Here is a 26436-nt window from a genome sequence, read left to right as displayed (position 1 = left end):
GTGTGCTCAGTATGGAACAAACGATCGTAAAACCAACACCGGGTGGAAGAGCGCCCGCACCGAAACCACAATCAGAAAAGTCAGCAGATAATACGGTAGTTATCTCAAAAAGTCCTGAATTGGTGAATAACGATTCAGTGGTTGCTTATGGGAACAACCCTTTATTGGCAGAAGCAAATGGTCTTTTATCTATTATTGGTCAAATTCGAGCGACAGCAACTCATTCTGACCCGTTGTTTCTAAAAGAGACGTTGGCACAAAAACTTAGAGATTATGAGAACCGACTACGCCACCACGACGTTGATTTGGACACTATTGATACGGCTCGTTACTGTTTGTGTTGCTCGTTAGATGAAGCGGTGCTCAATACTAATTGGGGGGGGCATTCATTTTGGAGCCATGACTCATTGCTTAGTTCTTTCTATGCCAGCAGCCAAGGTGGGGAGGCGTTCTTTAAGTACCTTGATAAGTGCATGGCGCAACCAGATACAAATTTAGATTTGCTTGAATTGATGTACGTGTGCTTATCGCTTGGGTTTCTCGGCCAATATCGTTTGGAAAAAAACGGACTGGAGTCTCACCGAAAACTGAGAAGGCAGATTATCGCTATTCTTAAGTCTTACGGAAGAGGGATACCTCAAGAGCTAAGCAATAGTATCGAACAACACATTTTGAATGGCTCTAAGGCTTCCGACAGAGCTCCTCTCTGGGTTGTGTGCTCCGTAACGGCTGCATTATTGGTTTGTATATTTATGTATTTTAGCTATGAGCTAAACAAGGCTTCCAACCGCACCTTTTCTCAATTAGTCAATTTGGTTCAACCGCAACAGCTTAACCAAGATACAACGTCAGAATCAAAATCAGCGCCAATTGCAGAAAGGATCTCTATGTATCTGGCAACTGAGATCGGGAAGGGGCTAATCAACGTCGAGCCGTTGCAAGACAGGGTAAGAATTTCGTTAAAGTCGCAAGATCTATTTGAATCAGGTAGTGCTGATGTTGTCGCGTATATCCAACCCGTAATTTCTAAACTCGCTAGAACGTTGGAGTCTACCCAAGGCAAGATCATTGTGACAGGTCATACCGATGATAGGCCAATTTTCACGAGTAAATATCCTTCGAACTGGCATCTATCATTAGCTCGAGCTACTGCTATGTCTGAACAACTTATCTCGAATAGCGCACTAGAAGGTCGAGTCATACCAGAAGGGCTGGGTGATGCAAGACCATTGGTTGAAAACAATAGTGACGAAAACCGAGCTATTAACCGTCGAATTGAAATCGACCTCCTTGTCGCGAATTAATAACAGGTAGATAGAGATGCGTATTAAAGAAATTGGCAGAATATTTACTCAAAGGTGGTTTCTCGGTCTTATCGGTGTCGCTGCTTGTTCAATTTTTATTTGGGTTGTTGGTCCACTTATCACGATAGCGGGATATGAGCCACTAAAGAGCGACTTCCAACGACTCGTCACGATTTTGGTGCTGGTGTTTGTGTGGGCTTTATTCAACGTGACTAAGCAGCACAAGCAAAAAGTTAAAGAAGACGAAAGTATTCAAACGTTACTTGAGGTTGATAGTCAGTCAGATAAAGAAGCGGCGAGTGAAATTGACTTAATGCGCGAGCGTATTGAGCAAGCTGTCAAAGTAGTAACGAAAACACATAAAGGAAAGCGAAGCTTATATGACTTGCCTTGGTATGTGTTGATCGGCCCTCCAGGGACAGGGAAGACAACAGTGTTAAAGCAGTCAGGGCTGGAGTTTCCGTTAGCGGATAGCCTTGGTTCTGACTCTATTGCTGGTGTCGGTGGAACTCGTCATTGTGATTGGTGGTTTGCAAATAAAGCAGTTCTGATTGATACGGCCGGTCGATACACGACACAAGACAGTCAAGAAAAAGTCGACTCTAAAGCATGGCACGGCTTCTTGGGGCTGTTGAAAAAATATAGAACGCAAAGGCCAATTAATGGTGCAATTGTCACAATTAGTTTAGCCAGTGTGATGTCGCAGACAAGAACCGAGCGAAGCCTTCATGCTCGAGCTATCAAGTCGCGCCTTCAAGAACTGAAGAATCAGTTAGGGATGCAATTTCCTATTTACGTACTACTGACCAAAATGGATTTAGTTGCGGGTTTCAATGAGTTCTTCTCTGATCTAAGCAAGGAAGATCGTGAGGAATTGTTCGGTTTCATGTTTCCGCGTGAAGTGGCTGATGAAAGAGGGGTTATTTCTTTATTCAATAAAGAATTTCATGGCATGCTGGAGCGCCTTGATGCGCGAATGCTGAGAATCCTTGAAACTGAAGATGATTTAGAGAAGCGAGCACTTATTTTTGAATTTCCTAAACAGCTAAGGGTATTACAAGCTAACCTTGATGAATTTTTAGCGGAAATATTTGCACAAAATAGTTTTGAAGAGCCAGCCTTGATTCGTGGTGTGTTTATGTTGAGCTCGGTCCAAGAAGGCTTACCAGTCGATAAGTTAATGAATGAATCGACCAATGGACTTGGACTAAATCGCCTCGCTCTAGCAAAAAGCCCAACAGGATCTCATAGTTATTTCGTGAAGAACTTGTTTGATAAGGTTATTTTCAAGGAACAACTGTTAGGAACGGTTAATCGTCACTATCAAAAGCAGTCAGGGTGGATGCGCCGAGGTGTGTACATTGGCTGTGCTTCTCTACTGCTAGGTGCGTCTGCACTTTGGCTTATGAGCTACAAGTGGAATTCTCAGTTGATTGTCGATACCAATGAGCAAGCCGGCCATATTGAAGCAATGATTGGTGCTGAGAGCCTAGATTTTGAGGCGGATATTATCTCAGCCGTAGAGACATTAGACCGATTGATGACGCTTCCTCTAGGAAAGCAAAGCAACTACGGCGATGCTGATTCCGTAAAAAGGTTTGGTCTCTATCAAGGAGATAAAGTCTCACAGGCGGCGAACAATGCATATTCTGATGCGTTGACCCAATATTACGCTCCCTTGCTTCTTGATAGCTTGGTGACGGAAATGGAAAGTAATCAACAGCATCGAGAGTATTTGTATGAAACGTTGAAAACTTATTTGATGTTATTTAATCCAGACAAATACCAACAAGATGAAGTGTTGGCTTGGTTTAACTTCTATTTTGAACGTCAATATCCGGGTGAACTAAATCTAGACTTAAGAAAAGGTCTGTTACAGCACACTCAAAATTTATTAGAGAATAATGGACAAGGCTTTTCTTATAATACTGCTGCCGTGACTAATGCTCGCGAGGTTTTGACACAAATGTCTCTACCAGAACGTGCTTATCAGCGAATGAAGATACAATTTTCGAAGAGTCATGTTCCTTCATTTCGTTTGACTGATGTTTTGGGGCCTAAAGGGCTTGAGCAGTTTGAACGAGCGAGTGGAAAGCCGTTATCACAAGGCATTTCGGGCTTTTATACGTACAATGGCTTTCATAGCATTTTTCAGATTCAGATCAACCGTACAGTAAAAAGCCTAATGGAAGAGAACTGGGTTTACGGTGACGATCTTAAGGCTCATGAAATTGATCAAGATAGCGCTATTCAAGGAGTCCAATCTCGATACTATCAAGATTATGTGAATGAATGGAAAACTCTGATCGAAGATATTCAACTTAAGCAGGCTCCGAGCCTAGAGCTTGCAACAGAACAAGCTAGAGTTCTATCTGGAGTTGAAAGACCAATCGAATCGTTGTTGAGGGCAATCCAAAAAGAAGTTGGTTTGTCGAAAGTATCATTGTCAGAAAATCAGAAGGCCGCTTCTGAAGTTGCTGGTAAGGTTGCCAAAGTTAAATTTTCGAATACGGCAGATAGACTAGACATGTACTTGCCTGAAGAAAATGGTTTCAATGTTGCACTGCCAGGTAAAGAAGTCGAATCTCATTTTTCGGAGATCTTACGTCTCGGCGAACAAGACTTTGATGATATTCAACAAGCTATGGTTAACTTGCGCTCGTACTTAAGCGATTTATCAAGCTCAGGTAATAATCAGAAAATTGCTTACAAAAGTATTTTAGATGGGACCGTTACACAAGATGTGGCTGCTTCCTTTGCTCGCGCTAAAGAACTTTTGCCTAGGCCATTTAATCAATGGCTAGGTGAACTTTCTCAAGAGTCAGTTAAGTTTGCGGAGAGAGGGTCGAAAGATCATCTAAATCAGCTTTGGGTTACGCAAGTGGTGCGCCCTTATCAGCGGACGATTGCGGGCAGATACCCATTCGAGCCAAATGCGAGCAGAGAAGTAAGGCTGAAGGACTTCAAACGTTTCTTTGGTTATGGAGGTACGCTTGACTCATTCTTCCAAGAGTATCTTGAACCGTTTGTCGATACGTCGAACAGTCGTTGGCGATTAGAAAAGGAAATTGGAGTTCGTCCAGAAACGCTGATGGTCTTTCAAAGAGCGAAGCGTATCAGGCAGTCTTTCTTTGAATCTGATAATTCATTGCGCGTAGAGTTCGGTATGAAACCAGTGTATCTGGATCAGCACATTACTCGGTTTGTTCTAGAGTTAGGTAAGCAAGATTTGGTTTATAAGCATGGACCAGCACGAGCTAAATCCTTGACCTGGCCTGCGGGTCAAGACCAGACTCGAATAGTGTTCACACCACCTGAATCTAAACGTGAGATTGCCCATACTTATGAAGGTGAGTGGGGCATATTCAAACTGCTAGATCAATCACTTAAAGCAAGACCAGAATCACGTAAAGACAACATAGTTATGATTGATTTAAAGGGAAATAAGGTGCAACTAGAGCTTATTCCGTCTAGTGCTATTAATCCGTTTTGGTCAAATGAAATGGAGAGGTTCAGATGTCCACGAACCTTGTAACATCAGCCTGGGGTTATATCGGTAAAATGCCTGCAAAAGGCGACTTTGTGAAAGATGGCTTATCACAAGACTTTTCAGAGCGCTGGCATGACTGGCTGCAGGCTGTTATTGCAGTCAGCAGAGAACAATTGGGTGAAAGTTGGAATGAGCACTTTTTAACCGCGCCTGTGTGGCACTTTGCTCTGGATGTTAGTTACTTAGAAGACTCGACATACATTGGTAGCATGATTCCTAGTGTAGATGCATGCGGTAGATACTTTTTCTTTACTATAGCTCGTGCCGTAAAAGGTGAAGCTGCGCAATATTGGGAGGACAAAGCTTGGACCGAGGACAGTGCATCTCTTGCCCTAGCAGTACTTGAGGACGACTTTGTATTTGATGTTTGGCATAAGAGCATGCAAGAAAAAAACGATTTAGTGGCGAATGTAAAAAGTGAAGTGCGGCCTCTTAAGTTTCTTTATCAAAGCCAAATATCTACGATTTTTCATGATCAAGGTGGAGCAGATCAAAGAGCACTTTTGAATTACCTCATTAAAGAAAAATTGAGTAAGCCATGCTTTTGGTGGACTGAAGGCTCTACTCTAGTTGAACCATGTATGTTTATGACCAGCGGTTTCCCTTCTATTGGTCAATTTTCTGCCATGCTTGATGGCGGTTGGAAAAAGTGGAATTGGTAGGATAGAAGAATGAATTGGAACTATTTTACCTTTGCTAAATCGCACGCAGGAAAAGTACGCCCTTATAACGAGGATGCTCTTTTAGATATGACAGAGCAGCATATTTGGGTTGTAGCCGATGGAATGGGTGGGCATAGTGCTGGCGACATAGCAAGCCAGATGCTAGTGGATAGAATCGCGCGCCATATGCAGGATGTCCCAAATACCAATATCGATGATATCCGGAGTGTGGTTCAAGCCGCGAATTTAGAAATTTATCAATACGCACAAAATCACTTAGACGGTAAAACGATGGGAACAACTCTCGTTTTGTTGTTTATCCAGGACGGGTATTACCACTGTCTTTGGGTCGGTGATAGCCGAATTTACCAGCTTAGAAATGGTCATTTTTCTCAAAAAACACGCGATCATAGTCAAGTTATGGATTTAGTCGATCAAGGGTTATTGGCATTTGAAGATGCTGAGTCACATCCTCTCGCAAATGTTATTACCAGAGCTGTTGGGGTAGATGAGAGTATCACTATTGATCAAGTTTCGGGGCAGTTGGCTGACGGAGATCAATTTCTTCTGTGTAGTGATGGGCTTTCTAAAGAATTAACGAGTGATGAAATTCACCGGACATTGTATGCGGACTCAGTAAATCAAGCAGGATTAGCGCTCATGCATTCGGCGTTAGTGAGAGGTGCAAGTGATAACGTTACTTGTGCGTTAGTCAAAGTTCGCCAAGCGCAGACAGAATTTGAAGCAGTAACGAGAGAAGACGCGACGATCCCCGTTTTTCTTAGAGGGAGGTCTTATGAATAGTGAGATGTTCGATTGGTATGAACAAGCGTTGGCTCCTATATCTCAAGAGAATCCCACAGGTGTTGATCCTAGAGAAGATGTCTCGCCACAGTCCGCTTATTACCGATTAAAAGATCAGCGTATGGCTGCGCGAAATGCAGAGCGCAATGCGCTTATAGAAGAAGAAAGCATTTATACCCACAGTAACTTATGGCGTGTATTTATTGAGGAAGTACCAGAGATACTTACGAATCAGTCTAAAGATTTGGAATTTGTTGCTTGGCTTATAGAAGCCCTAACTCGATTGCATGGTTTTCGTGGTATGGGCGTTGGGTACAAACTCGCAACCGAGTTCATCGAGAAGTTTTGGGATGCTCTCTATCCAATGCCTGATGAGGATGGCATTGAAACAAGAATATCGGCGATTACTGGCCTCAATGGTATCGATAGCGAAGGAACACTTATTTTCCCTATTGCTTGTATCCCGCTTACTGACGTAGGCGTTGAGCAAGCGTATGCCTACTGGGAATATCAGCAAGCTATTGAGTTGGAGCGTTTAGATGAAGATAAGCGCCGAAATCGAGTCGATCTTGGCGCTACAGAGCTATCTGATATTACAACTACAGTTAAATCTACCTCTGATGCCTTTTATCGTGAGCTAATCGCTGATCTGGAGTTCGCCACAGAGTCATTTAATGAATTCAGTCAGCGATTAGATGAAGCGGTAGGTGATGTTACTCCTAGCTCTTATATATCAAAAAGGCTTGAATCAATACACTCGGCATTAAAGCATCTCCTTGGAGAGCGTTTTAATCAACCACAAGCTGTGTTTGAAGAACTGGAGGAGGTGGATGAATCTTCTTCTTCGGAACAACAAGTGAGTTCACAAAGTTCTGATGCACTATTAGCGACAAACATGAAATCACGAGAGCAGGCGATTAGACAATTGCAGCAAGTGGCTGATTTCTTCAGAGAGAGTGAGCCTCACTCACCAGTTTCTTACTCCATCGAACAGATCATTCGTTGGTGTGGAATGCCTCTGCCGGAGTTACTGGCGGAACTTATCTCCGACGGAGATGCAAAGAAAAGCTACTTCCGTTTGGTTGGCATAGCAGAACAAAATGAAAATTAATAAAGGGAGAATGGTATGACGAGTATCCACTCGAAACTGTCACGAGTACGGAAGCCTCGTGTCCACATTACCTATGATGTTGAAACTGAAGGTACAACTCTTAAGAAAGAGCTACCTTTTGTTGTAGGTGTAATGGGTGACTTCGCTGGTCAAAACACTGAAGCGTTGAAGCCTTTGAAAGACCGCCGTTTTATTCAGATCGATCGAGACAACTTCGATGATGTGCTCAAAAAGATGAACCCATCGGTTAAGTTCAAAGTTGCGAACAAGCTTGCGAACGACGATTCACAGTTTGAGGTGGATTTGAACTTTAAATCAATGCAAGACTTTGAGCCCGCTGCGATCGTAAATCAAGTTGATCCGCTGCGCCAACTGATGGAAACGCGTAATAAACTGCGTGATTTGATGACAAAAGTTGACCGTTCTGAAGAGCTTGAAAACATCTTAGAGGATGTTTTGAACAACACAGACAATCTGGCAAAACTTGCGGGCGAGTTAGATCTTGGCAAGAAAGCGAAGTCAGACAGTACTGAAGGAGCGGAATAATGACGACTGAAGCTGAAAAGCAGTTAGATCCAACTGTTAATGAACAAACAACTTCATTTTTAGATCAAGCTATTGGTGCAACTAAGCAGACAGAAGCCTCTCGTGCTGAAGAGCTAATTAAAACGCTCACTGAAGAAGCGATGAAAGGGACGGTTACTTGGAACAAAAACCTAACGGTAACTTTTCGTGAAGCGATTAATTTACTTGATAAACAGATTTCTGATCAGTTGTCTGAAGTAATGCATCATCCTGAATTACAGAAACTTGAAGGTTCTTGGCGTGGTTTAAATTATCTAGTGATGAACTCAGAGACGAGCTCTACTCTGAAAATTCGCATGATGAGTATGACTAAGAAAGAGTTACATAAAGACTTGAGTAAAGCGGTTGAATTTGACCAAAGCCAGATCTTTAAGAAAGTTTACGAGTCTGAGTTTGGCAGTGCAGGTGGTGAACCTTATGGTGCATTAATTGGTGACTATGAGTTTACCAACCACCCAGAGGATATTGAGTCGCTGCGCCTAATGTCAAATGTAGCCGCTTCAGGCTTCTCCCCATTCTTGTCCGCGGCCTCACCAGCACTATTTGGTTTTGATGAGTGGACTGAACTGTCAAAACCACGCGATCTAGACAAGGTCTTTGAGTCGTTAGAATACGCTCAATGGCGTTCGTTCCGTGAGAGTGCTGATTCACGTTTTGTTAGCCTGACTATGCCGAAAGTTCTGGCTCGTTTGCCATACGGACAAGCCACTGCTCCAGTTGAGGAATTTGGATTTGAAGAGTTCGAAGTAGACCCAGTGTCAGGTATTGCTGTCAATGCTGAGCATAATGACTACTGTTGGATGAACTCTTCGTATGTTCTTGGTGTTAAGTTAACAGACGCCTTCTCAAAATATGGATTCTGTACAGCTATCCGTGGTGCAGAAGGTGGTGGTCGAGTGGATAATTTGCCAACACATTTCTTCATGAGTGATGATGGCGATCCTGATATGAAGTGTCCAACAGAGATTGGTATTACCGACCGACGTGAGGCAGAGCTGGGTAAACTTGGTTTCTTACCGCTTTGTCACTACAAAAACACCAACTATGCGGTTTTCTTTGGTGCGCAAACCTGTCAAAAACCGGCGAACCACGAATCTCCAGAAGCAACGGCTAATGCGGCGATTTCAGCACGTCTACCTTACATGATGGCGACATCTCGTTTTGCGCATTATTTGAAGGTAATGGCTCGAGATAAAATCGGTAGCTTTATGGAAGCAGAAGACGTTGAGTCTTGGTTGAACCGCTGGATTCTAGGCTATGTAAATGCTTCAGAGGGTGGTGGTCAAGAGATCCGAGCGAAATACCCTCTAGCAGATGCTCGTGTCCAGGTTAAGGAAATCCCTGGCGCACCAGGTTCTTACAATGCTGTAGCATGGCTTAAGCCTTGGCTGCAAATGGAAGAATTGACGACATCTTTGCGACTTGTTGCAAAGATCCCTCAGTCGGGTGGATAAGAAATGAATTGGCTGGTCGTAAGGCCAGCCATACCAAATCGTTATGTTCTAGATGGAAATAGCAGTGTCACTTAACTTTCGCGATCCCAGTAAGCTAAAGCATGAATTCAGCACAGGAGGCCATGCTGAGCTTGATAGCCCGTGGTTGACTCGATTCAATGAATCTTCTGATCTTGTAGAGGCAGCTCGAATTTGGCTAGAAGGTACGCGTTCAAGAGATTTGGACAGTTTTCGTCATAGTGTGATGAACACGATAAACCGAATTGATGAGCTATTAGAATCTCAATTAAACGAAATAATACATCATCCTGAGTTTCAACAACTCGAAAGAGGTTGGATCGGCGTGAGGTATTTATGCGAACAGGTCGACACTCGATCATCAGACTCCGTCAAAGTCAAGGTGTTGGCGGCAACATGGAATGAAGTCAGTAAAGATGCACTAAAAGCCATCGAGTTTGACCAATCAGCACTATTTAAGCTGCTCTATCAAAATGAATATGGCATGGCCGGGGGAGAACCCTTTGGCGTGGTAGTTGGCGATTATCAACTTCGTTGTGATGCGAGTAAAAATTATTTTGATAGAGATCTGTCTGTGCTCAGCAAGATCTCTCAGTCTGCAGCGGCAGCATTCAGCCCGTTCATTATGTCAGCATCGCCGGAGATGTTTGGTGTTGACAGTTTTTCACAGCTCTCTGCGATAAGAGATATTGCGGCCCAATTTGAACAGGCAGATTACGCAAAATGGCGCAGTCTGAGAGACAACGATGATACCAAATTTATTGGCCTGACTGCGCCGAATGTTTTATTCCGTCAGCCATATAAAAGTGATGGTTCGCGCAACGATCAGTTCGACTTTCAAGAGCATGTCTACGACTCTAATCGTGATTTGCTATGGGGGAGTAGCGCGTATTGTTTTGCGGCCGTATCAATTAGAGCGTTTCAGGAGCATGGGTGGTTTACGCACATGCGAGGCATTAAGCAAGGGGATTATAGCCAGGGTATTATCGTCGCTCCTACTAGGAACAAAATGCGCGTTAATGGCAAGAATGACCGTGAAAGATGCCCTTTAAACTTAAAGATCTCTGAGAGAAAAGAACAAGAGTTGTCTGAATGCGGTTTCATTTCTATTTCTCCTGTACCTGAAACCGATATGGTAGGGATGACCTCGAATGTATCTCTCTACAAGCCTAAGCAATATGCAGAAAAACACATTTCAACGAATGCAAAGCTCACGTCGATGTTGCAATACACGTTGTGTGTGTCGCGAGTCGCACATTATCTCAAGGTTATGGGGCGTGACAAGATTGGTGGATATCAAGATTCAGAAAGCCTAGAGCGAGACTTTCAACGATGGTTGCACCAGTACACTACCGCGTCGGATGAAGCATCTGATGAACTTAGGGCGAAGTACCCCTTAAATGAAGCGAAAATTACGGTTCGAGAGAAAAGAGAAACTCCAGGACACTATTACTCTGTTATCCATTTGCGACCGCACTTCCAGCTCGATCAAATGGTATCTAGCATTAAATTAATTACTGAATTATCACCAGAGCACTTGGTGTAAGGAAATAACAATGACCCAATGGAAAAATGCTTTGTCCCAAGGCCAATTGCAACAAGCTCTAGAGCTATTAATTGATGAAATTAAAGCGGCGCCTAAAGATGCAAGCTTGAGAAGCTCGTTCATTGAGCTGCTTTGCATTGATGGAGACTTCGAGCGTGCGGATGAGCAACTTATGCAATCGATCAAATTGTTTCCTGAGTATCTACCTGGTGCAAGTCAGTTGCGACATTTAGTGAAAGCGGCCCAGGCTAGAAAAGATTTTATCGACGGTGCGGCTAGTGCCAAGGTATTAGGTGACGAGGAATTCACTAAAAAGCTTGTTCGCTTTAACCTCGCTCTCAAAAATCAAGACTATGCAGAAGCGTCACACCTAGCGCATAGCATTGAAGAACAGCGTACTATTAAAGGCTTTAACATAAACGGTACAAACTATGAAGATGCTAGGGATATTGATGATCGTTTAGGTGGTTACATTGAACTGTTTTCCACCGCGGGTAACTATTTTCTTGTTCCAATTTCTAGCATTCAAGCGCTAGAAATAAAAGCGTCCACCTCTTTATTAGAAAGTATTTGGCGACCTGTAGAGTTTGATATTGACGGACTTGGCGAAGGAGAAGGCCATATGCCATTGACCTATGTTGACTCAGAAACTGACGCACAAAAGCTAGGTCGAGAAACAGATTGGAAACAGCTTGGTGAGCAAGAATCCTTCGTGGGTTTAGGCCAAAAATGTTGGCTAGTTGGTGATTCAGCCCTCCCAATCTGTGACTTGACTACATTGTTAGAGTCGAAACAAATAGCGTAACAATAACATGTCTTTAACCGTTTCTCTGCTCGACAAATTGATGGATAGTGATCCTTCAACTAGAGATGAAAAAGACTTCCCTACGAGCCAACAACAGATGTTGAACAGCTTGCTTAGAGATCTGGAGTCTATGTTAAATAGTCGTATCGGATGGAAAAACATTCCTGATGACCTTTTAGAGGTTCGCTATTCAATATTGAATTATGGTCTGCCAGATTTTTCCTCGATGCCTTATAGCAGCCAAGAGGGGCAGAATCAGCTTTGTGACATTGTTCATGATGCAATTAAAGAGTTCGAGCCTAGGTTAAGGAATCCTTATGTCCAGATTTCGGACGAGAAAAACGCTATTGATAGGGTGTTGAGGTTACAAATTAGCGCCACTTGCTTAATCGATAACAGCATTCATGAAGTGCGATTCAATTCTGAAGTAGAGCCGGTAAATTTAGGTATGAAACTGAGTAGAGCGAAATGAGTGAAGAGTTTCTCAAATACTATAATCGCGAGTTAGCTTATTTACGTCACAAAGGACAAGAGTTTGGGGAGCAGTATCCTAAGATCGCTGCGAGACTCCGTATCAGTGAGGAGCAGGTTGACGATCCACATGTAGAAAGATTGCTAGAAGGCTGTGCATTTCTAACGGCAAGGATTAGACAAAGTTTAGACAATAGTTATCCTCAGTTCACTGAATCTTTGATGGGGCAGTTATATCCGGATTTTCACGCACCAATTCCATCAATGTCCGTCATTAAGATGAACTGCTCTAGCTCCACTTCCTCTTTTTTTGACGTAGAAGAAGGTGAGCGAGTCGTTATCGGTGCTCCTGGATACCACGAATGCGAGTTTAGAACCTGTTATCCGGTCAGAATGTACCCTGTTGATGTGACCTCTGGCGCTTTCAAAAACGCACCGCTTAAATCGGTGGGCTCCCAATGGGAAAGCCATGCTCATTCAGCTCTGAAAATCCAGCTCACCGCCCAAGATGAAGAGACATCTCTGAGTGAAATGGGATTAGAACGGTTGCGCTTTTATTTAAACGGGCAATCTCAGTTGACGTTTAAACTTTACCAAATGCTATTTCAAAATCTAATTGGTTTATCTGTCGTTGCGGGTGGCAAAGAAGTCCGTTCTTTAACGAAAAGGCATCTTATTGAAGTGGGATTTTCAGAAGATGAGAAGGTTGTTCCATACAGTAAGAGAAGCTTTTCGGGAGCAAGATTACTTGTTGAGTATCTGCACTTTCCTGAGAAGTTCATGTTCTTTGATATCACTGAACTCGGATTATCAGAACTAGCTCTTGGAGAGCAAGTTGAGCTGTATTTTTACTTTGATACCAATGATGATTGGCTTCCTAAGCAAGTGGATGAAGAGAGCTTGATGGTTGGTTGTGTGCCAGTCGTAAACTTATTTAAAAGTGTTATGGAGCCAAAGCGTATTCTACCAACCGAGTACGATTACCACTTATCACCGCAATACCAGGAAGCCGAGAGTAACGAGGTTGTCTCTATTTCTGACGTAACATTGAGAAACTGGAACAAAACGTATCACAACCTGCCATGTTATCACGCTGGTGAGCACACGCATTATATGAACGCCAGTGAAATTTATTGGTTGATGAGACGTGAGGATAAAAACTGGGCTGGTGGATACGATGAGCCGGGTAGGGAAACGTACATTTCTTTTGTTGATAAAAGGCATCAATTGTTCAGTCCAGAGAGCCGAGAAAACTGGTTAATGTACGTTGAAGCTGAGTGCTGCAATCGTAATTTAGCGCAGAAGCTTCCATTTGGAGGCGGTCTTCCAAAAGTCTCTTTGCCGGAAGTAAATGACAACTTCGAGTCAGTTCGTTGTTTAGTTTCTATATCAGAAACCCTCCGGCCAGAAATGGATGAAAGTACACGATGGCAGCTAACTAAGCTTCTAACTTTAAACCACTTTACCGAAGAAGATGGATTAACAACTTTGAAGCAAACCCTGAATCTCTACGCATTTTCTGGGACAGCAGAAACGAAAGCGGTAATTGATGCTTTAGCGAAGCTAGAGTTCGAGCCGACTACAGGTAGAGTCAGTCAGAAAGGTAAAGTTGGTTTTGCGCACGGTATAAAAATCATTTTGACAGTTTCTGATCAAATTTTACCTAAAGAGCAAATCTTCCTCCTAGGTAGTGTGCTATCCGTTTACTTTGCACAATATGCTGAAATTAACATTTTTACGCAGCTAGAAATAAGACTTAAGTCAACGGGAAAGCCCTTCCACTTATGGCCTGCATTAACTGGCGATAAGGTGTTGCTATGAGCGCGGAGCAATTTTATCGAGATCTAAAGCAACATCCGTTGTTTGAAGCAATTCACCTTATCGAACACGAGATCTTGCAAGCCGAGGCACAAATAGGGACAGATGCTCTACCGAAGCATGAAAAACTAAACTTAAAGGTCAATCCATCGTTAGGTTTTGAAAATGCGCAGCTTTGCGATCTAAAACATATTGATAGCCACAAGCTAGCACTTGAAACCAATTTAATAGGCCTAACGGGTGAGCAGGGGGTGCTTCCTCAGCACTACAGCGAGTTAGCTTTACATCGTCAAAAAGAAGGCGATACGGCAATGGTGGACTTCTACGATATTTTTAACCATCGTTTACTGTCTCTTTACTATCGATGCTGGCAACTAAGTCAATTGACCGTTCAGTCTCGTGCTCATGCACAGGGATTACGTTCACCTTTAGAAGATTGTAAGTCGGCATTAACTGGCCAGGGTAGTTCGTTGTCCCTGCATTATGGTGGTGTTTTTGCTTCACCGACGAGAAGCAAAGCTGGACTAAAAAGTGTTCTTGAATGTTTATCTGGATGCCAAGTAAAGATTCATGAGTTTCAAGGGCAGTGGCTACATCTTGCAAAAGAAGAGCAAACACGTCTTTCATCTCGAACTATGCCTGAAGGGCAGTTTGCTCAACTTGGTTCCGGAGCATCCTTAGGCTCGAAAGCTTGGAATATAAACGCAGGAACAACGATCGAGTTTCTGCCAAAGCACAAAGATCTGGTTAGTAAATTACTGCCTAACCATCCAAATGTAGAAATTATTAAACGTGCGGCTTATGAATTTATTGGTAAGCATAAGCAATTGAAATGGCAGCTCACCACCAAACATAGTTTATTACCTCAAGTTTGTTTATCAAAAAAACATGGTCAGTTAGGTGTTGGTTCTGTACTTAAAAAACATAAACGCACAAAAGATCGAACCATAACAATTACTATTTAAAGGAAACATAATGGCTTCACTCTCACTTTCAGCGTTGGTCGAAAGATTGTCTCCTCAGGCTAAGGAAACACTTGAACAAGCAGCTGCGATGGCAAGCTCTCGAACCCATCACAGTATTGAAATGTCTCACTGGTTAATGACGATTATTCAACATCCTGCCGATATTTATTCAGAAGTTTTCGACGAATTTGATGTCGATAAAATCAAGGTTGAAACTGATCTTCAAAAGACACTTGAAAAATACAAAACGGGATGTCAATCGGTCCCAGGTCTTTCAGCTCACACAGTGACTGTGATGCAAAATGCTTTGCTATCGGCAACGATTGAGTTCAATCAGGAGCAGTTGGATTGCATTCATCTTTTATTTGCCTACTTGTCTGATGATACGTTAGTCAACATGGCTGGTTCGATTAGCCCTGAGTTAAACAAGATAGAACCATCTCGGTTATTGAACTTTAAAGAAAGTAATACGCGTCAATCAGGATCGAATGACCTAGGGAAATCAAACGCGAATTCTGCGCTGAATCAATTTACAACAGATCTTACTGAGCAGGCTAGGGAAGGTAAGATAGATCCGGTTATTGGTAGAGACAATGAAATCCGTTTAATGATCGACATCTTATTAAGACGTCGACAAAACAACCCGATTCTAACTGGTGAAGCTGGCGTTGGAAAAACAGCCGTTGTTGAAGGTTTGGCGCAAAAGATTATTGATGGCGATGTACCTCCTGCTCTACAAAATGTAGCGATTAAGTCTTTGGATCTGGCGTTATTGCAAGCTGGTGCTGGCATGAAAGGTGAGTTTGAAAACAGACTTAAAAACCTTGTGAAAGAAGTTAACGACGCACCACAACCCATTATTTTGTTTATCGATGAAGCACATGGTCTGATTGGTGGTGGGGGACAAGCAGGACAAGGTGATGCAGCGAATATTCTAAAGCCAGCGTTAGCGAGAGGTGAACTTAGAACGATCGCAGCAACAACTTGGGCAGAATATAAAAAGTATTTTGAAAAAGACGCGGCTCTTACCAGGCGCTTTCAAGTAGTGAAGGTCGACGAGCCAGCGCCGGAGCTAGCGATCGAGATGTTACGTGGTTTACTTGACGTAATGGCACAACACCATGACGTCCACATCACTAGCCAGGCCCTCAATGCTGCCGTTCAACTCTCAGCTCGATACATTAATGGCCGACAACTGCCAGATAAGGCTGTGTCTGTTTTAGACACAGCCTGCTCGCGAGTCGCGTTAAGTCAATCGTCTACACCGGGAGGTCTAGATGCGAAAAGGAATAAACTAAAAGCCAAGCAAGCTGAATATGAGCACCTAAGCCAAGAAAGTCAGCTAGGTGCACCTCTTGATATGCAGTTGCAAGATGTCAGAAAAGAGATTGATGTTCTATCTAGTGAAATAGTTGAACTAGAGACGCTGTGGGAGAAAGAAAAAGAGTGGGTAAGTGAAGCTAAGTCACTTAGAGCTCAAATAATCAAGGAGGGTTCTGAGACTGCTAGGGACAAGTTACAGGAGCTCGAAAGTAGCCTCTCCGCTAACTCGCAGCCATTAGTATTTTCGCATGTCAATGAAGCGCTTATTGCAGAAGTAATTTCAGATTGGACCGGGATACCACTGGGCAAACTCCAGGATGATGAAATCCAAGCAGTACTGAGTTTGAAAGAGAGTTTGTGTAAACGAGTTGTCGGACAGGAGCACGCTTTGGAAGCCATGTCTGAAGTGATAAAAACTGCCAGTGCACAGCTCACGGATGAGACACGACCAAATGGTGTATTTCTTCTCACGGGACCAAGTGGAGTGGGTAAAACTGAATCTGCTTTAGCTATTGCAGAGAAAGTGTACGGCAGTGAAGAGAATGTCACAACTATCAATATGTCCGAGTTTAAAGAAGAGCACAAAGTTTCCTTATTATTAGGCTCGCCTCCAGGTTATGTTGGGTATGGCGAAGGTGGTGTACTTACTGAAGCCGTCAGACGCAAACCTTATAGTGTGATTCTCTTGGATGAAATGGAAAAAGCACACCCTGGAGTTCAAGATATTTTTTATCAGGTATTCGATAAAGGCTCAATTAAAGATGGTGAAGGTCGCGATATAGATTTTAAAAACACTATTATTATTATGACCGCGAATACAGGGACCGAAACGACGATGTCGTTGTATTCTGATCCTGATTTATCTCCAGAACCTTCAGCACTAAAAGATGCTTTGCGTGACGATTTGTTGGTTGACTTTAAACCTGCATTTTTAGGACGTGTTAATGTATTACCTTATTTGCCTCTATCAAGAGAAGTATTGATAGAAATAACAAAATTAAAATTAGCCAAAGTTACGAATCGCATTCGTAAAAATTACGGCGCTGACCTATTTTTTGATGAAGAACTAATTAATGATATTGTAGACAATAGTAATGAGTCGGGGAGCGGTGCACGTGTGGTACAGACAACCATAGAAAACACATTACTTCCTAGGATTTCTCATGAAATATTGCATGCAATTCTTAATGATAAGACGTTTGATGAAATTATTGTTAAAGGTACAACTAGTGGACTTGATGTCTCAATAGTTTAACATCCTTTACACTCTCAATAATAATTGGGAGTTGGTTCATATTAACTATTATTTTTTATAAAAAATGCTTAAATTAAGTCTTATTTAAAGATATAACAGGGCGTATTTAAAATGAAGTTTTTGATACATTAATCACTAATTATCATCAAACGTCAGATAATTAAATTACTACGATATATGTCAATTAATAATGCTATAGGAGATTAGCATGCAGTCTAATACGTATCTTAAATACGCAGATATTAAGGGTGAGGCAACTGCCGAGCAATATAAAGATTTGATTACACTACTATCTGTAGATTGGAGTGTAGGTCGTGAGATCTCATCATACACTGGTACAGCGATGGACCGTGAAGCGAGCGCTACTCGTCTATATGATTTGACTATCACTAAACTTCAAGACCGTTCTTCTCCTGACTTATTTAAAGAAGCGACAATTGGTAAAGGTAAACCTGCGGTTTTCCATATTACTAAGCAGGGTGAGAAAGTTGAAGAAATCATGAAGATCGAACTGACTGATGCGATGATTTCTAACTACTCAGTTTCTATCCAGGATGATCGTCCAGTTGAAACCATCACTATTTCTTACACTGAAATGATGATGACAGTGACTCCTACTGACGATAAAAACAACACTTCTGCGCCATTGGTATACGGCTACAGCGGTGTTAAAGGTCAACAAATGTAATTTTTATGCGGGGGAATATTCCCCCGCATTTTTTGAAAGAAGTATTTAATGAAAAGAGCAACTCAAGATAACAATTTCATCCGAATTTCCTCTCCATTCGGAAAAGATGCCATCATACTAAACTCATTTGAGTATAGAGAAGAGATCTCAGAACTTTTTTCATTGCGTGCTAAAGCTTACTTTAATGATCAACGAAGTGAGTTAAACGAAATAATTGGTAAAGAAGTAACAATTACCCTTGAAAATAGTGAGGATGTTTCTTCAAAACCTCGTTATATACATGGTTATGTATCTGCTGCAAGATTAGAAGGGCAACGAGTTTCTAATACTCATAATGGTGAGAATTATAAAAATATAGAGTTATTAATAGAGCCTAAATTACGTTTCGCCGATTACAGAAAAAATTGCAGAATATTTCAGCATAAAGATATAAAAGAAATTATCTCCGAAGTACTCTCGGAGCATAGTGTCGCCTTTAGTTTTGAGTTAACTAAGTCGTACCCTAAATACACATACAAAGTGCAATATGAAGAGTCAGACCTTGAATTTGTCCGACGCTTATTGTCAGAAGAAGGGCTATCGTTCTGTTTCACACACACTAAGTCTGTCCACACGCTTAAGATTTTTGACGACATCAGTTTCTATAAGCCGGGTACAGAGTTTTTAGTCGATTTTGATACAGGTACAGCTAAGTCTAGCCATATTTCTTCTTGGCATGAAACCCAAGTTTTGACGACTAAAGCAAGCCAAAAGTCTGGCTATAACATGCTTAAGCCTTCGTCTAATCCTAAAAATACTGCCAAGGGTGAAAGTGATTTTTTTACCGTGCCTGAAAGCGAGTATTTTGAATACATGGGTGAAACGGAAAGTGATGACCAATACGCACTTAGAAACACGCACGCTATAGAAGCACTACAGCAAAACGCATATCTGTGCCGTGGCGAGGCAACGTGTCGAACGTTCAGTGTGGGAAAGTGCTTTAAGTTTAAAAAGCATGAAGATAAGTCTCGAGTCGGCAAAGAATACGTACTGTCCTCCGTTTTTTTATCTGCGGCTGTTTATAATCAGACTGGTCAAGGTGGCACTGCTGCGCAAGGTGTTAAAGTATCATTTAGTTGTGTTGACTCAAAAACAATCCTTCGCCCTTCAGTGAACTATCCGAAACCTCAGATGAAAGGTTTGCAAACCGCAGTGGTAACGGGAAACAAAGATGGCGAAATTTACATAGACAAACACGGTCGTATTAAAGTTCAGTTTCACTGGGATCGTGTTGGTAAATACGATGTAAACAGCTCATGTTGGATTCGTGTTGCGCAAAATATCGCGGGTAACGGATGGGGCTCGGTGTTTCATCCTAGAGTAGGACAAGAGGTCATCGTCGAGTTTGTCAATGGCGATCCTGACCAGCCAATTGTTACGGGGTCACTGTACAATGGTAGTCAACTCCCTCCCTACACGTTACCAGAGCAAAGCTCTCAAAGTGGTTATAAATCGCGTTCTGTACAAAAAGGCACATCTAATTTTAATGAGTTGCGCTTTGATGACAAACCCGGTGAAGAACACATCTATCTTCATGCCGAAAAACTTTTCCAAATGCTAGTTGAAGACTGTGTTGATATTGCCGTTGAAAACAGTAAAACCGAAAAAGTGACGAATGATGTCAATCAAGAGATTGGCAAGAATGCGACCTTGAAAGTAGGTAAAAACTTTTCTAATGAAACGGGTGAAGTGTTGTCTTTTAATGCAGGAAAGAGTATCGAGATCAAAGTCGGTGGCGCTTCGATTCAGATGTCTAGTTCCGGAGAAATCAACATCAAAGGCAATAAAATATCTATTAACGGCTCTGCTATCGCTCTTAAAGCAGGGCAAATTTCATTGAACTAAGGTGATTTAAAGTGGGTAAACCAGCCGCAATATTGGGCAGCTTTCATCTTTGTCCTAAAAAAACAGGAAAAATTCCTCATGTAGGTGGCCCGGTCGTAGTTGGCTCGCCAAACGTGACAATTGGCGGCATTCCAGCGGCTAGGCAGGGAGATAAGCTTATCTGTATAGGTCCTCCGGATAGCATCTCAGCAGGCTCTTCTAGCGTTACAATCAACGGTAAGCCAGCGGCAAGGGTCGGGGATTCAACGTCTCATGGTGGTAAAATTCTGTCTGGCATGCCTACGGTTTTAATCGGAGGCTAGATGCCACTCGCATTTCAAACTCATCTTCTTGCCATTAATGGCAGGCCATACACTGTTCGTGATATAGCTAACGAATGTTTTAGATTGCCCGCAGAAACACCAAGATCCTATCCTGATCAATCACTGTATGAGCAGATATTAAATCTTGTGCGCTCTAAGCGCGAGATACTGGAGCAAAGTGATATCAAAGGGAATATCTGTGTTCTTTTACCGTCTTCGGTAGATAAAAGCTTGCTTAAGGCATTGATAAACGAGTTTTCTCTTATCCTTGGTAACTCTGCTAATAGAGAAATTTATTTTTATCCTTATGGTCAAGCGGCGTTCTTGATGGCGCTAAATCGGATAAACCGTGAAGTTAACGAAACACAAGCAACTTGGATACTGGCTATAGAAATTGCTCGCGATGCAGAAGAGCATGCCAAATCTCAAAACTCGATCATTTTGACGAAGTGCTTTTTTCAACAGTCCGGCCTTGTTACTGATGATGTTCGAATTGATTTAGATACCAAACAACAAAGCATTGCTGTCGATAAAGTGTTCAAACAACTTGGAGTAGGGTGTGATCACTCACTTAGTGAGTTGCATTTATCCATTGATGGAGATGAGCCGCGATGGTTAAATGCTATGCAACTCTTGTCTCCCTGGGTGACTGATCAAACTCAGTATCAATTTATTGATGTTAAACTAGGAGGGCTGGGCGCATGCGGAGGTGTTTTAAAAGTGTTAATGATTGAGGAGCATCAAAGAAGTAGCCTCAACTCAGACTTCCACGTTTTGCAAGCTGATATCGAGCCAGATGGTTATACGGTGGGAGTTCTATACAATTGGCATAACGAGTAGTTCTTGAGCTAGTTTGTCCCTTCTAAACGTTGGTTTTTAATGGTTTAAATGTGACGGTTTTTTATTCGAGACCATCGCTTAATGTTGCTTAAAGGTGTTTATACAACGTTCTTCTCGCTTTCCGGTGAAATAGTGAACCATAGAACATAAACTACATGAAAAGCTGTTCGACTCAAGATATCCTAACCCAAATTAAATATATTGAGCTTTGGTTTGTGCCAGATTCAGCCAGTCGCGTAATACTCTGATGTTTACACGGCTGAAATTAGGATTCTTGCAGGAGCAAACCTAGCTTAAAGATTTGGCGGAAAGTGAATTCGAATGAAGTTTATCCACACCTCAGATTGGCATCTTGGTCGACAATTCCACAATGTATCACTACTCGAAGATCAACAAGCAGTACTCGAACAACTGATTAACTATATTGAACGCAATCCCGTCGATGCCGTTGTAGTGGCGGGAGATATTTATGACCGTTCGGTGCCACCAACGGTTGCAATAGAACTGCTAAATCGAGTCGTGAAGCGTATTTGTACTGAACTGAAAACACCGATGATATTGATATCTGGCAACCATGATGGTGCAGAACGATTAGGTTTTGGCTCAGAGCAAATGAAAAATGCAGGCCTTCATATTGTTAGTAACTTTGAAGATATGCTAACTCCCATCATCATAAAAACGGACTCTGCGGGTGAGGTAGCGTTTTATGGCATGCCTTATAACGACCCTGAACAGGTCAGATTTGCCTACAAAACCTCGGTATCAACTCATGATGAGGCACATCAACTGCTCGTAGAGCAAATAAGAGAGCATTTCATTTCAGAGCAAAGGCGTGTTCTCGTTAGCCACTGTTTTGTTGATGGTGCTATTGAGTCTGACTCTGAACGACCACTATCTATTGGTGGCTCTGATCGCGTAAGTCATGAGCATTTCTTAGATTTCGACTACGTCGCACTTGGTCATTTACATCAGCCTCAAAAGAAAGGCGCAGAGCATATCCGTTATTCTGGTTCACTTATGAAGTACAGTTTTGGTGAACAGAACCAGAAGAAAGGCTTCACGTTAGTCGAACTAGACAAGAAAGGATTTGTCTCTGCTAAACATATTGAGCTAATTGCCCCTCATGAAATGCGCATTGTTGAGGGAGAGCTAGATAAAGTCATAGAGCAGGGCAAGACTGACCCTAAAAATGAAGATTATTTGTTAGTTCGTTTGATGGATAAACATGCGATTTTAAATCCAATGGAAAAGCTTCGTTCGGTGTATCCAAACGTTTTACATCTTGAGAAACCGGGTATGTTAATTGGGGTAGAGCAGGAAATGGCGCAAGCAAAGTTGGCCCGAAGCGAAATTGATATGTTCCGAGACTTTTTTATTGAGGCACAAGATAGTCAATTATCCCAAGAGCAAGAACAAGCCGTTACTGACATTATTAAGCAATTATCACAGCAATAGGGACCAAAGATGAAACCAATTAAACTTACCATGCAAGCCTTTGGTCCGTTTGCAAAAACCGAAGTCATTGACTTTGAAAAGCTTGGCCGTAACCCTCTGTTTTTGATTAATGGTCCTACAGGCTCAGGTAAAACGTCGATCTTAGATGCCATTTGCTTTGCCCTTTACGGTGAAACTACCGGTAATGAGCGGCAAGGCATCCAGATGCGATGTGACTTATCGGCGCAAGACTTACCAACCGAAGTCGTTCTAGAATTTTCGTTACATGGCAAACAATACCGAGTTGTGCGATCTCCAGAGCAGGAAGCGCCCAAAGCGCGTGGTGAAGGGATGACGGTAAAAAAGCACACTGCGGCTCTTTATGAACTCGGCGAGACCGAAAAGCTCATCACTAGCAAGACGACTCAAGTTAAAACAGAAGTGAGCAATATTATTGGTTTGAATGAAACGCAATTTCGCCAAGTAATGGTATTGCCTCAAGGAAAATTCCGGGAGCTGTTGCTTGCTAGTTCTAAAGAGCGCGAAGAAATTTTTGGTCAGCTCTTTCAAACGGACATATATAAAAAAATTGAGTACGCGCTCAAGGATAAAGCGAGCGCAATCAGTAAAGCGAAAGATGAATTTGATAATCAAATTCGAGGCGCTTTACAAGTTGCAGGAGTGAGTTCAGAGCAGGAATTATTACACCAGCTTGAACAAGCAACTGAGCAGCTAGAGGTCGATAGAAAGAAAGAACAAGCTTCGTTAGATAAGCTAAATGTTGCTAAATCTGAATTGCAAAAAGCGGAAACTATTAATGGAGAGTTTTCGAAACGAGAGCAAGCAGAAAACGCACTCAAGCTGCATCTAGAACACTCAGACTCGATAAAAGTTCGTCAACAGCAATTAGAAAATGCTAAAAATGCCAATAAGATAGAATTACCCTACGTCTCATTACAAAATGCAAAAACTCAAACTCAAGAGCTCAGACAAAAAATCGTAGCTTTGAAAGAGAGCCTTGATAAAGCCAATGCTGTTACGAAAGAAAAAGAAAACTTGCAGCAAAGTGCAAAAGAAGCCGCGGCAAAAGTCCCACAGTTAACGCAACTGCAGTATCAACTTGAAAGCATGAAAGACAAGTTGGTTGAAAAAGCCAACTTGGAAAGAAAAATAACGGCAGGTCATCAACAAAAGCAACAATTTGAAGCAACGTTAAAACAGTACATAGAGCTGAAAGACAAGTTGGCGTTTCAGGCGCAACAGGGCCAGAAAGATCTAGAGCAAGCCCGAGTAGATGTTGCGCTTGTTGGAAGCATCGATGCGGAAATAAAACAAAAACAACGACTACTACAGGATCTACAAAAGCTGCATGGTCTTACTTTGGAGCTCTCTAAACTCACGGCGTTAACCGTAAGCAAGCAGCAGTCATTACAGGAAGCTAGTCAGCGCTATATGCAGTGTCAACACGCAGCTGATACCATAGAGCTCAAGTGGCACAATGCTCAAGCGGCAGTATTAGCGCAGCGACTAAAGGCAGGTGAAGCATGTCCGGTATGTGGCAGCCAAGCGCATCCTAACCCTGCAACGTTTGTTGAAGAAATCGTTACAAAAGAGCAAGTTCAGGCGGCTAGAGCGAAAGAAAGAGAAGCTCAAGCATCATTGAACCAGCTAAGTAATCAGCTAGAACAACATAACGTTGTCATTAGTCAGTATCAGAATCAATGTAACCAGTTGAAAGAAGAGCTTGGTGAGCATGCAGCATCTGAGATCTCGACGGTTCAAACTGAGTTGCAGGCGCTTAATGATCAACTTCTACGTCTACAATCTATTGATATTGAAAAGCTAGAAAAGAACGTTGAACAGCTTAATCAACGCTGCTTAGTGGGTGAAAATAAAATTCATGAGCTGCAGAATCAAATGGCGGCAAATGAATCAACCGTTCAAGCAAACCAAGAACAATTGACTCAATTACAAGCTTCCATTGATCCGAAATACAGTTCCGTTGATGCGCTTGAGCGTGACATTTCGCTCACAAAAGAGCAAATTCTGACCTTGAATACAGGTTTAGAAAAGGCGCAAAACGCTTTGCAGCAAGCGGTATTAGCGCAATCGAATGCTGAAAGTCAGTTAGTGACGAACAAGCAGTGGCTATCTGAGTCAGAACAAAAGCTTAGCCAAGCAGAATTAGCGTGGAATGAGGCATTACAGGCGAGTAAATTTGAGGATGAAAGCAGTTATCTAAATAGCAGAGTGACAGATGATGAGCTTCAAGCGTGGCAGAAAGAAATAGACAACTTCAAACAGGCACAAACCAAGCTTGAACAAACACTACATGATTTAAACCATGCATTGAAAGAGCTTGAAAGACCGGACTTGGATTCGCTTAACGACAGCTTAACCACTCTGCAGGCGCAGTATATTGAAGTAAGGAATCAGCTCGATACCACGCGCTCAACCTTTGAGCGAATTGAAAAAGTTCGTAAAGATATTGCTACGCTGCATGAGAAAAATAGCAAGTTAGAAGAAGAGTACAAAGTGTTTGGTACGTTATACGACGTTGCCAGCGGTAAAACAGGCAGCAGGGTTAGCCTGCATCGCTTTGTTCTTGGTGTACTGTTGGATGATGTATTGATTCAGGCCTCTCAACGTTTAAGCCTCATGAGTAAAGGGCGCTATATCCTTGCTCGAAAAACAGAGGGCTTCAAAGGCGCTGCGGGTCGCGGCTTAGATTTAATGGTTGAAGATGGCTACACAGGAAAAACACGTGATGTTGCGACACTTTCCGGTGGTGAATCGTTTATGGCAGCGCTCGCTTTGGCGCTTGGCTTGTCGGATGTTGTGCAATCCTATAGTGGTGGTATCCGTTTAGACACTTTATTCATTGATGAGGGGTTCGGTAGTTTAGACCCAGAATCTTTGGATCTCGCGATTCAAACGCTAGTGGATTTACAACAGACTGGACGCATGATCGGTGTTATTTCTCACGTTTCTGAGTTAAAAGAACAAATGGCGCAGAGGATTGATGTTGAACCATCAAGAGTCGGTTCGACAGTATCGGTCAAATCTCAATGTAGCTTCGCTGTCTAATTCAGTTGCTATCACAAAACCCAAAGCCCCTATCTAGGGGCTTTCTTACTTAATTGCTACTGTTCGCAAAAGTGGCCTTCTTTTGGCGACTGGGTAATCGCATACTCACCATCTAGGTTGCGATAAACAACTGTATTCCAAATAGAGCCATCATCCAATTCAAACTCAATGGCATAGTTGACGCCGCTAACGATTTGCGCGTGAACGTTCAGTATTTGTTTGAACGACGCTATTGTGTCCATTCTTTTCAAAACAAAAGCCATTGCCTTTTGTGCATCAGGGGTAGCATTAAACTCATTCCACCCACCTGGCATGTTTCCTTGTGTATTACATACATCTGCCGAGGTTGTTAATTGTGTCGCTTGGCTTGGGTTTTCCTGCTGGCAACCTGCAAGCAATACCAAAAGTGCACAAACTGACACTGTTTTTAATTTCATAACAATAACCTCTGTCTATATCGCGACGTATTATAGGAGGGGGATATGACAGCGTATGTCTATATTGTGCAAAGTTTCTATATGCATACGGTT

At 42.3% G+C, this 26436-nt stretch carries 20 protein-coding genes; 19 read left to right on the top strand and 1 reads right to left on the bottom strand.

Annotated elements, in window-relative coordinates:
• The first annotated feature begins 11 nt into the window (after positions 1-11).
• From tssL to FR741_RS20105, 19 genes are all read left to right on the top strand, one after another.
• The gene (gene tssL, locus FR741_RS20195; protein WP_046875354.1) at positions 12-1304 is read left to right on the top strand and encodes a type VI secretion system protein TssL, long form; all 1293 of its coding nucleotides are present in this window, start codon (positions 12-14) and stop codon (positions 1302-1304) included.
• 16 nt (positions 1305-1320) lie between these two features.
• A complete protein-coding gene (tssM, locus tag FR741_RS20190; protein ID WP_167427561.1) occupies positions 1321-4839 on the top strand; it encodes a type VI secretion system membrane subunit TssM in 3519 nt (1172 codons plus the stop codon).
• Entirely contained in the window at positions 4821-5516 is a 696-nt protein-coding gene (tagF, locus tag FR741_RS20185; RefSeq protein WP_167427560.1) for a type VI secretion system-associated protein TagF, read from the top strand. The genes tssM and tagF overlap by 19 nt, the downstream gene beginning before the upstream one ends.
• 9 nt (positions 5517-5525) lie before the next feature.
• Positions 5526-6320 (top strand): PP2C family protein-serine/threonine phosphatase, encoded by a 795-nt coding sequence (locus FR741_RS20180; RefSeq protein WP_005398381.1) that lies wholly within the window; start codon positions 5526-5528, stop codon positions 6318-6320.
• Positions 6313-7431, top strand: a complete 1119-nt coding sequence (gene tssA / locus FR741_RS20175) for a type VI secretion system protein TssA (RefSeq protein ID WP_145535197.1) — start codon at positions 6313-6315, stop codon at positions 7429-7431. Before FR741_RS20180 ends, tssA begins: the two co-directional genes overlap by 8 nt.
• Positions 7432-7446: 15 nt before the next feature.
• Positions 7447-7977: a type VI secretion system contractile sheath small subunit gene (gene tssB / locus FR741_RS20170; protein ID WP_005396385.1), complete on the top strand. Its 531-nt coding sequence runs from the start codon at positions 7447-7449 to the stop codon at positions 7975-7977.
• Complete coding sequence (gene tssC / locus FR741_RS20165; RefSeq protein ID WP_005396386.1) at positions 7977-9470, top strand: type VI secretion system contractile sheath large subunit; 1494 nt, start codon at positions 7977-7979, stop codon at positions 9468-9470. Before tssB ends, tssC (FR741_RS20165) begins: the two co-directional genes overlap by 1 nt.
• A gap of 52 nt (positions 9471-9522) precedes the next feature.
• Complete coding sequence (gene tssC / locus FR741_RS20160; protein WP_167427559.1) at positions 9523-11034, top strand: type VI secretion system contractile sheath large subunit; 1512 nt, start codon at positions 9523-9525, stop codon at positions 11032-11034.
• A gap of 10 nt (positions 11035-11044) precedes the next feature.
• Complete coding sequence (locus tag FR741_RS20155; RefSeq protein WP_167427558.1) at positions 11045-11839, top strand: type VI secretion system accessory protein TagJ; 795 nt, start codon at positions 11045-11047, stop codon at positions 11837-11839.
• Positions 11840-11846: 7 nt separating this feature from the next.
• Positions 11847-12311, top strand: coding sequence for a type VI secretion system baseplate subunit TssE (gene tssE / locus FR741_RS20150; RefSeq protein WP_012842186.1), 465 nt, complete (start codon positions 11847-11849; stop codon positions 12309-12311).
• Complete coding sequence (tssF, locus tag FR741_RS20145; protein WP_167427557.1) at positions 12308-14131, top strand: type VI secretion system baseplate subunit TssF; 1824 nt, start codon at positions 12308-12310, stop codon at positions 14129-14131. The genes tssE and tssF overlap by 4 nt, the downstream gene beginning before the upstream one ends.
• Positions 14128-15093, top strand: coding sequence for a type VI secretion system baseplate subunit TssG (gene tssG, locus FR741_RS20140; protein ID WP_167427556.1), 966 nt, complete (start codon positions 14128-14130; stop codon positions 15091-15093). Before tssF ends, tssG begins: the two co-directional genes overlap by 4 nt.
• 10 nt (positions 15094-15103) lie before the next feature.
• Positions 15104-17671 carry a type VI secretion system ATPase TssH gene (gene tssH, locus FR741_RS20135; protein ID WP_167427555.1) on the top strand — a complete coding sequence of 856 codons (2568 nt, stop codon included), beginning with the start codon at positions 15104-15106 and terminating at the stop codon, positions 17669-17671.
• Positions 17672-17879: 208 nt separating this feature from the next.
• Positions 17880-18359, top strand: a complete 480-nt coding sequence (locus tag FR741_RS20130) for an Hcp family type VI secretion system effector (RefSeq protein ID WP_005375967.1) — start codon at positions 17880-17882, stop codon at positions 18357-18359.
• Between the two features lie 48 nt (positions 18360-18407).
• The gene (gene tssI, locus FR741_RS20125) at positions 18408-20243 is read left to right on the top strand and encodes a type VI secretion system tip protein TssI/VgrG (RefSeq protein WP_104970760.1); all 1836 of its coding nucleotides are present in this window, start codon (positions 18408-18410) and stop codon (positions 20241-20243) included.
• An 11-nt stretch (positions 20244-20254) separates the two neighbouring features.
• On the top strand, positions 20255-20545 hold the full coding sequence (locus tag FR741_RS20120; RefSeq protein WP_005375969.1) for a PAAR domain-containing protein: 291 nt from the start codon (positions 20255-20257) through the stop codon (positions 20543-20545).
• Positions 20546-21385: an NAD/NADP transhydrogenase subunit beta gene (locus FR741_RS20115; protein WP_167427554.1), complete on the top strand. Its 840-nt coding sequence runs from the start codon at positions 20546-20548 to the stop codon at positions 21383-21385.
• A gap of 321 nt (positions 21386-21706) precedes the next feature.
• Complete coding sequence (locus FR741_RS20110) at positions 21707-22840, top strand: exonuclease SbcCD subunit D (RefSeq protein ID WP_167427553.1); 1134 nt, start codon at positions 21707-21709, stop codon at positions 22838-22840.
• Positions 22841-22849: 9 nt separating this feature from the next.
• Positions 22850-25906 (top strand): AAA family ATPase, encoded by a 3057-nt coding sequence (locus tag FR741_RS20105; protein WP_167427552.1) that lies wholly within the window; start codon positions 22850-22852, stop codon positions 25904-25906.
• A 56-nt stretch (positions 25907-25962) separates the two neighbouring features.
• Here the strand turns inward: FR741_RS20105 and FR741_RS20100 are convergent, their stop codons facing one another.
• Positions 25963-26343: a cystatin family protein gene (locus tag FR741_RS20100; RefSeq protein WP_005396397.1), complete on the bottom strand. Its 381-nt coding sequence runs from the start codon at positions 26341-26343 to the stop codon at positions 25963-25965.
• Positions 26344-26436: the final 93 nt, after the last annotated feature.

Origin of the sequence: Vibrio diabolicus, from assembly GCF_011801455.1 — a bacterium.
GTDB lineage: Bacteria > Pseudomonadota > Gammaproteobacteria > Enterobacterales > Vibrionaceae > Vibrio > Vibrio diabolicus.
The sequence above is the reverse complement of the archived record's forward strand: the minus strand, read 5'-3'. Positions and strand labels throughout refer to the sequence as shown.

Excerpts from the sequence above, each read along its gene's own strand:
- tssL (WP_046875354.1), top strand. The coding sequence starts at position 12 with ATGGAACAAACGATCGTAAAACCAACACCGGGTGGAAGAGCGCCCGCA.
- tssM (WP_167427561.1), top strand. The coding sequence starts at position 1,321 with ATGCGTATTAAAGAAATTGGCAGAATATTTACTCAAAGGTGGTTTCTC.
- tagF (WP_167427560.1), top strand. The coding sequence starts at position 4,821 with ATGTCCACGAACCTTGTAACATCAGCCTGGGGTTATATCGGTAAAATG.
- FR741_RS20180 (WP_005398381.1), top strand. The coding sequence starts at position 5,526 with ATGAATTGGAACTATTTTACCTTTGCTAAATCGCACGCAGGAAAAGTA.
- tssA (WP_145535197.1), top strand. The coding sequence starts at position 6,313 with ATGAATAGTGAGATGTTCGATTGGTATGAACAAGCGTTGGCTCCTATA.
- tssB (WP_005396385.1), top strand. The coding sequence starts at position 7,447 with ATGACGAGTATCCACTCGAAACTGTCACGAGTACGGAAGCCTCGTGTC.
- tssC (WP_005396386.1), top strand. The coding sequence starts at position 7,977 with ATGACGACTGAAGCTGAAAAGCAGTTAGATCCAACTGTTAATGAACAA.
- tssC (WP_167427559.1), top strand. The coding sequence starts at position 9,523 with ATGGAAATAGCAGTGTCACTTAACTTTCGCGATCCCAGTAAGCTAAAG.
- FR741_RS20155 (WP_167427558.1), top strand. The coding sequence starts at position 11,045 with ATGACCCAATGGAAAAATGCTTTGTCCCAAGGCCAATTGCAACAAGCT.
- tssE (WP_012842186.1), top strand. The coding sequence starts at position 11,847 with ATGTCTTTAACCGTTTCTCTGCTCGACAAATTGATGGATAGTGATCCT.
- tssF (WP_167427557.1), top strand. The coding sequence starts at position 12,308 with ATGAGTGAAGAGTTTCTCAAATACTATAATCGCGAGTTAGCTTATTTA.
- tssG (WP_167427556.1), top strand. The coding sequence starts at position 14,128 with ATGAGCGCGGAGCAATTTTATCGAGATCTAAAGCAACATCCGTTGTTT.
- tssH (WP_167427555.1), top strand. The coding sequence starts at position 15,104 with ATGGCTTCACTCTCACTTTCAGCGTTGGTCGAAAGATTGTCTCCTCAG.
- FR741_RS20130 (WP_005375967.1), top strand. The coding sequence starts at position 17,880 with ATGCAGTCTAATACGTATCTTAAATACGCAGATATTAAGGGTGAGGCA.
- tssI (WP_104970760.1), top strand. The coding sequence starts at position 18,408 with ATGAAAAGAGCAACTCAAGATAACAATTTCATCCGAATTTCCTCTCCA.
- FR741_RS20115 (WP_167427554.1), top strand. The coding sequence starts at position 20,546 with ATGCCACTCGCATTTCAAACTCATCTTCTTGCCATTAATGGCAGGCCA.
- FR741_RS20110 (WP_167427553.1), top strand. The coding sequence starts at position 21,707 with ATGAAGTTTATCCACACCTCAGATTGGCATCTTGGTCGACAATTCCAC.
- FR741_RS20105 (WP_167427552.1), top strand. The coding sequence starts at position 22,850 with ATGAAACCAATTAAACTTACCATGCAAGCCTTTGGTCCGTTTGCAAAA.
- FR741_RS20100 (WP_005396397.1), bottom strand. The coding sequence starts at position 26,343 with ATGAAATTAAAAACAGTGTCAGTTTGTGCACTTTTGGTATTGCTTGCA.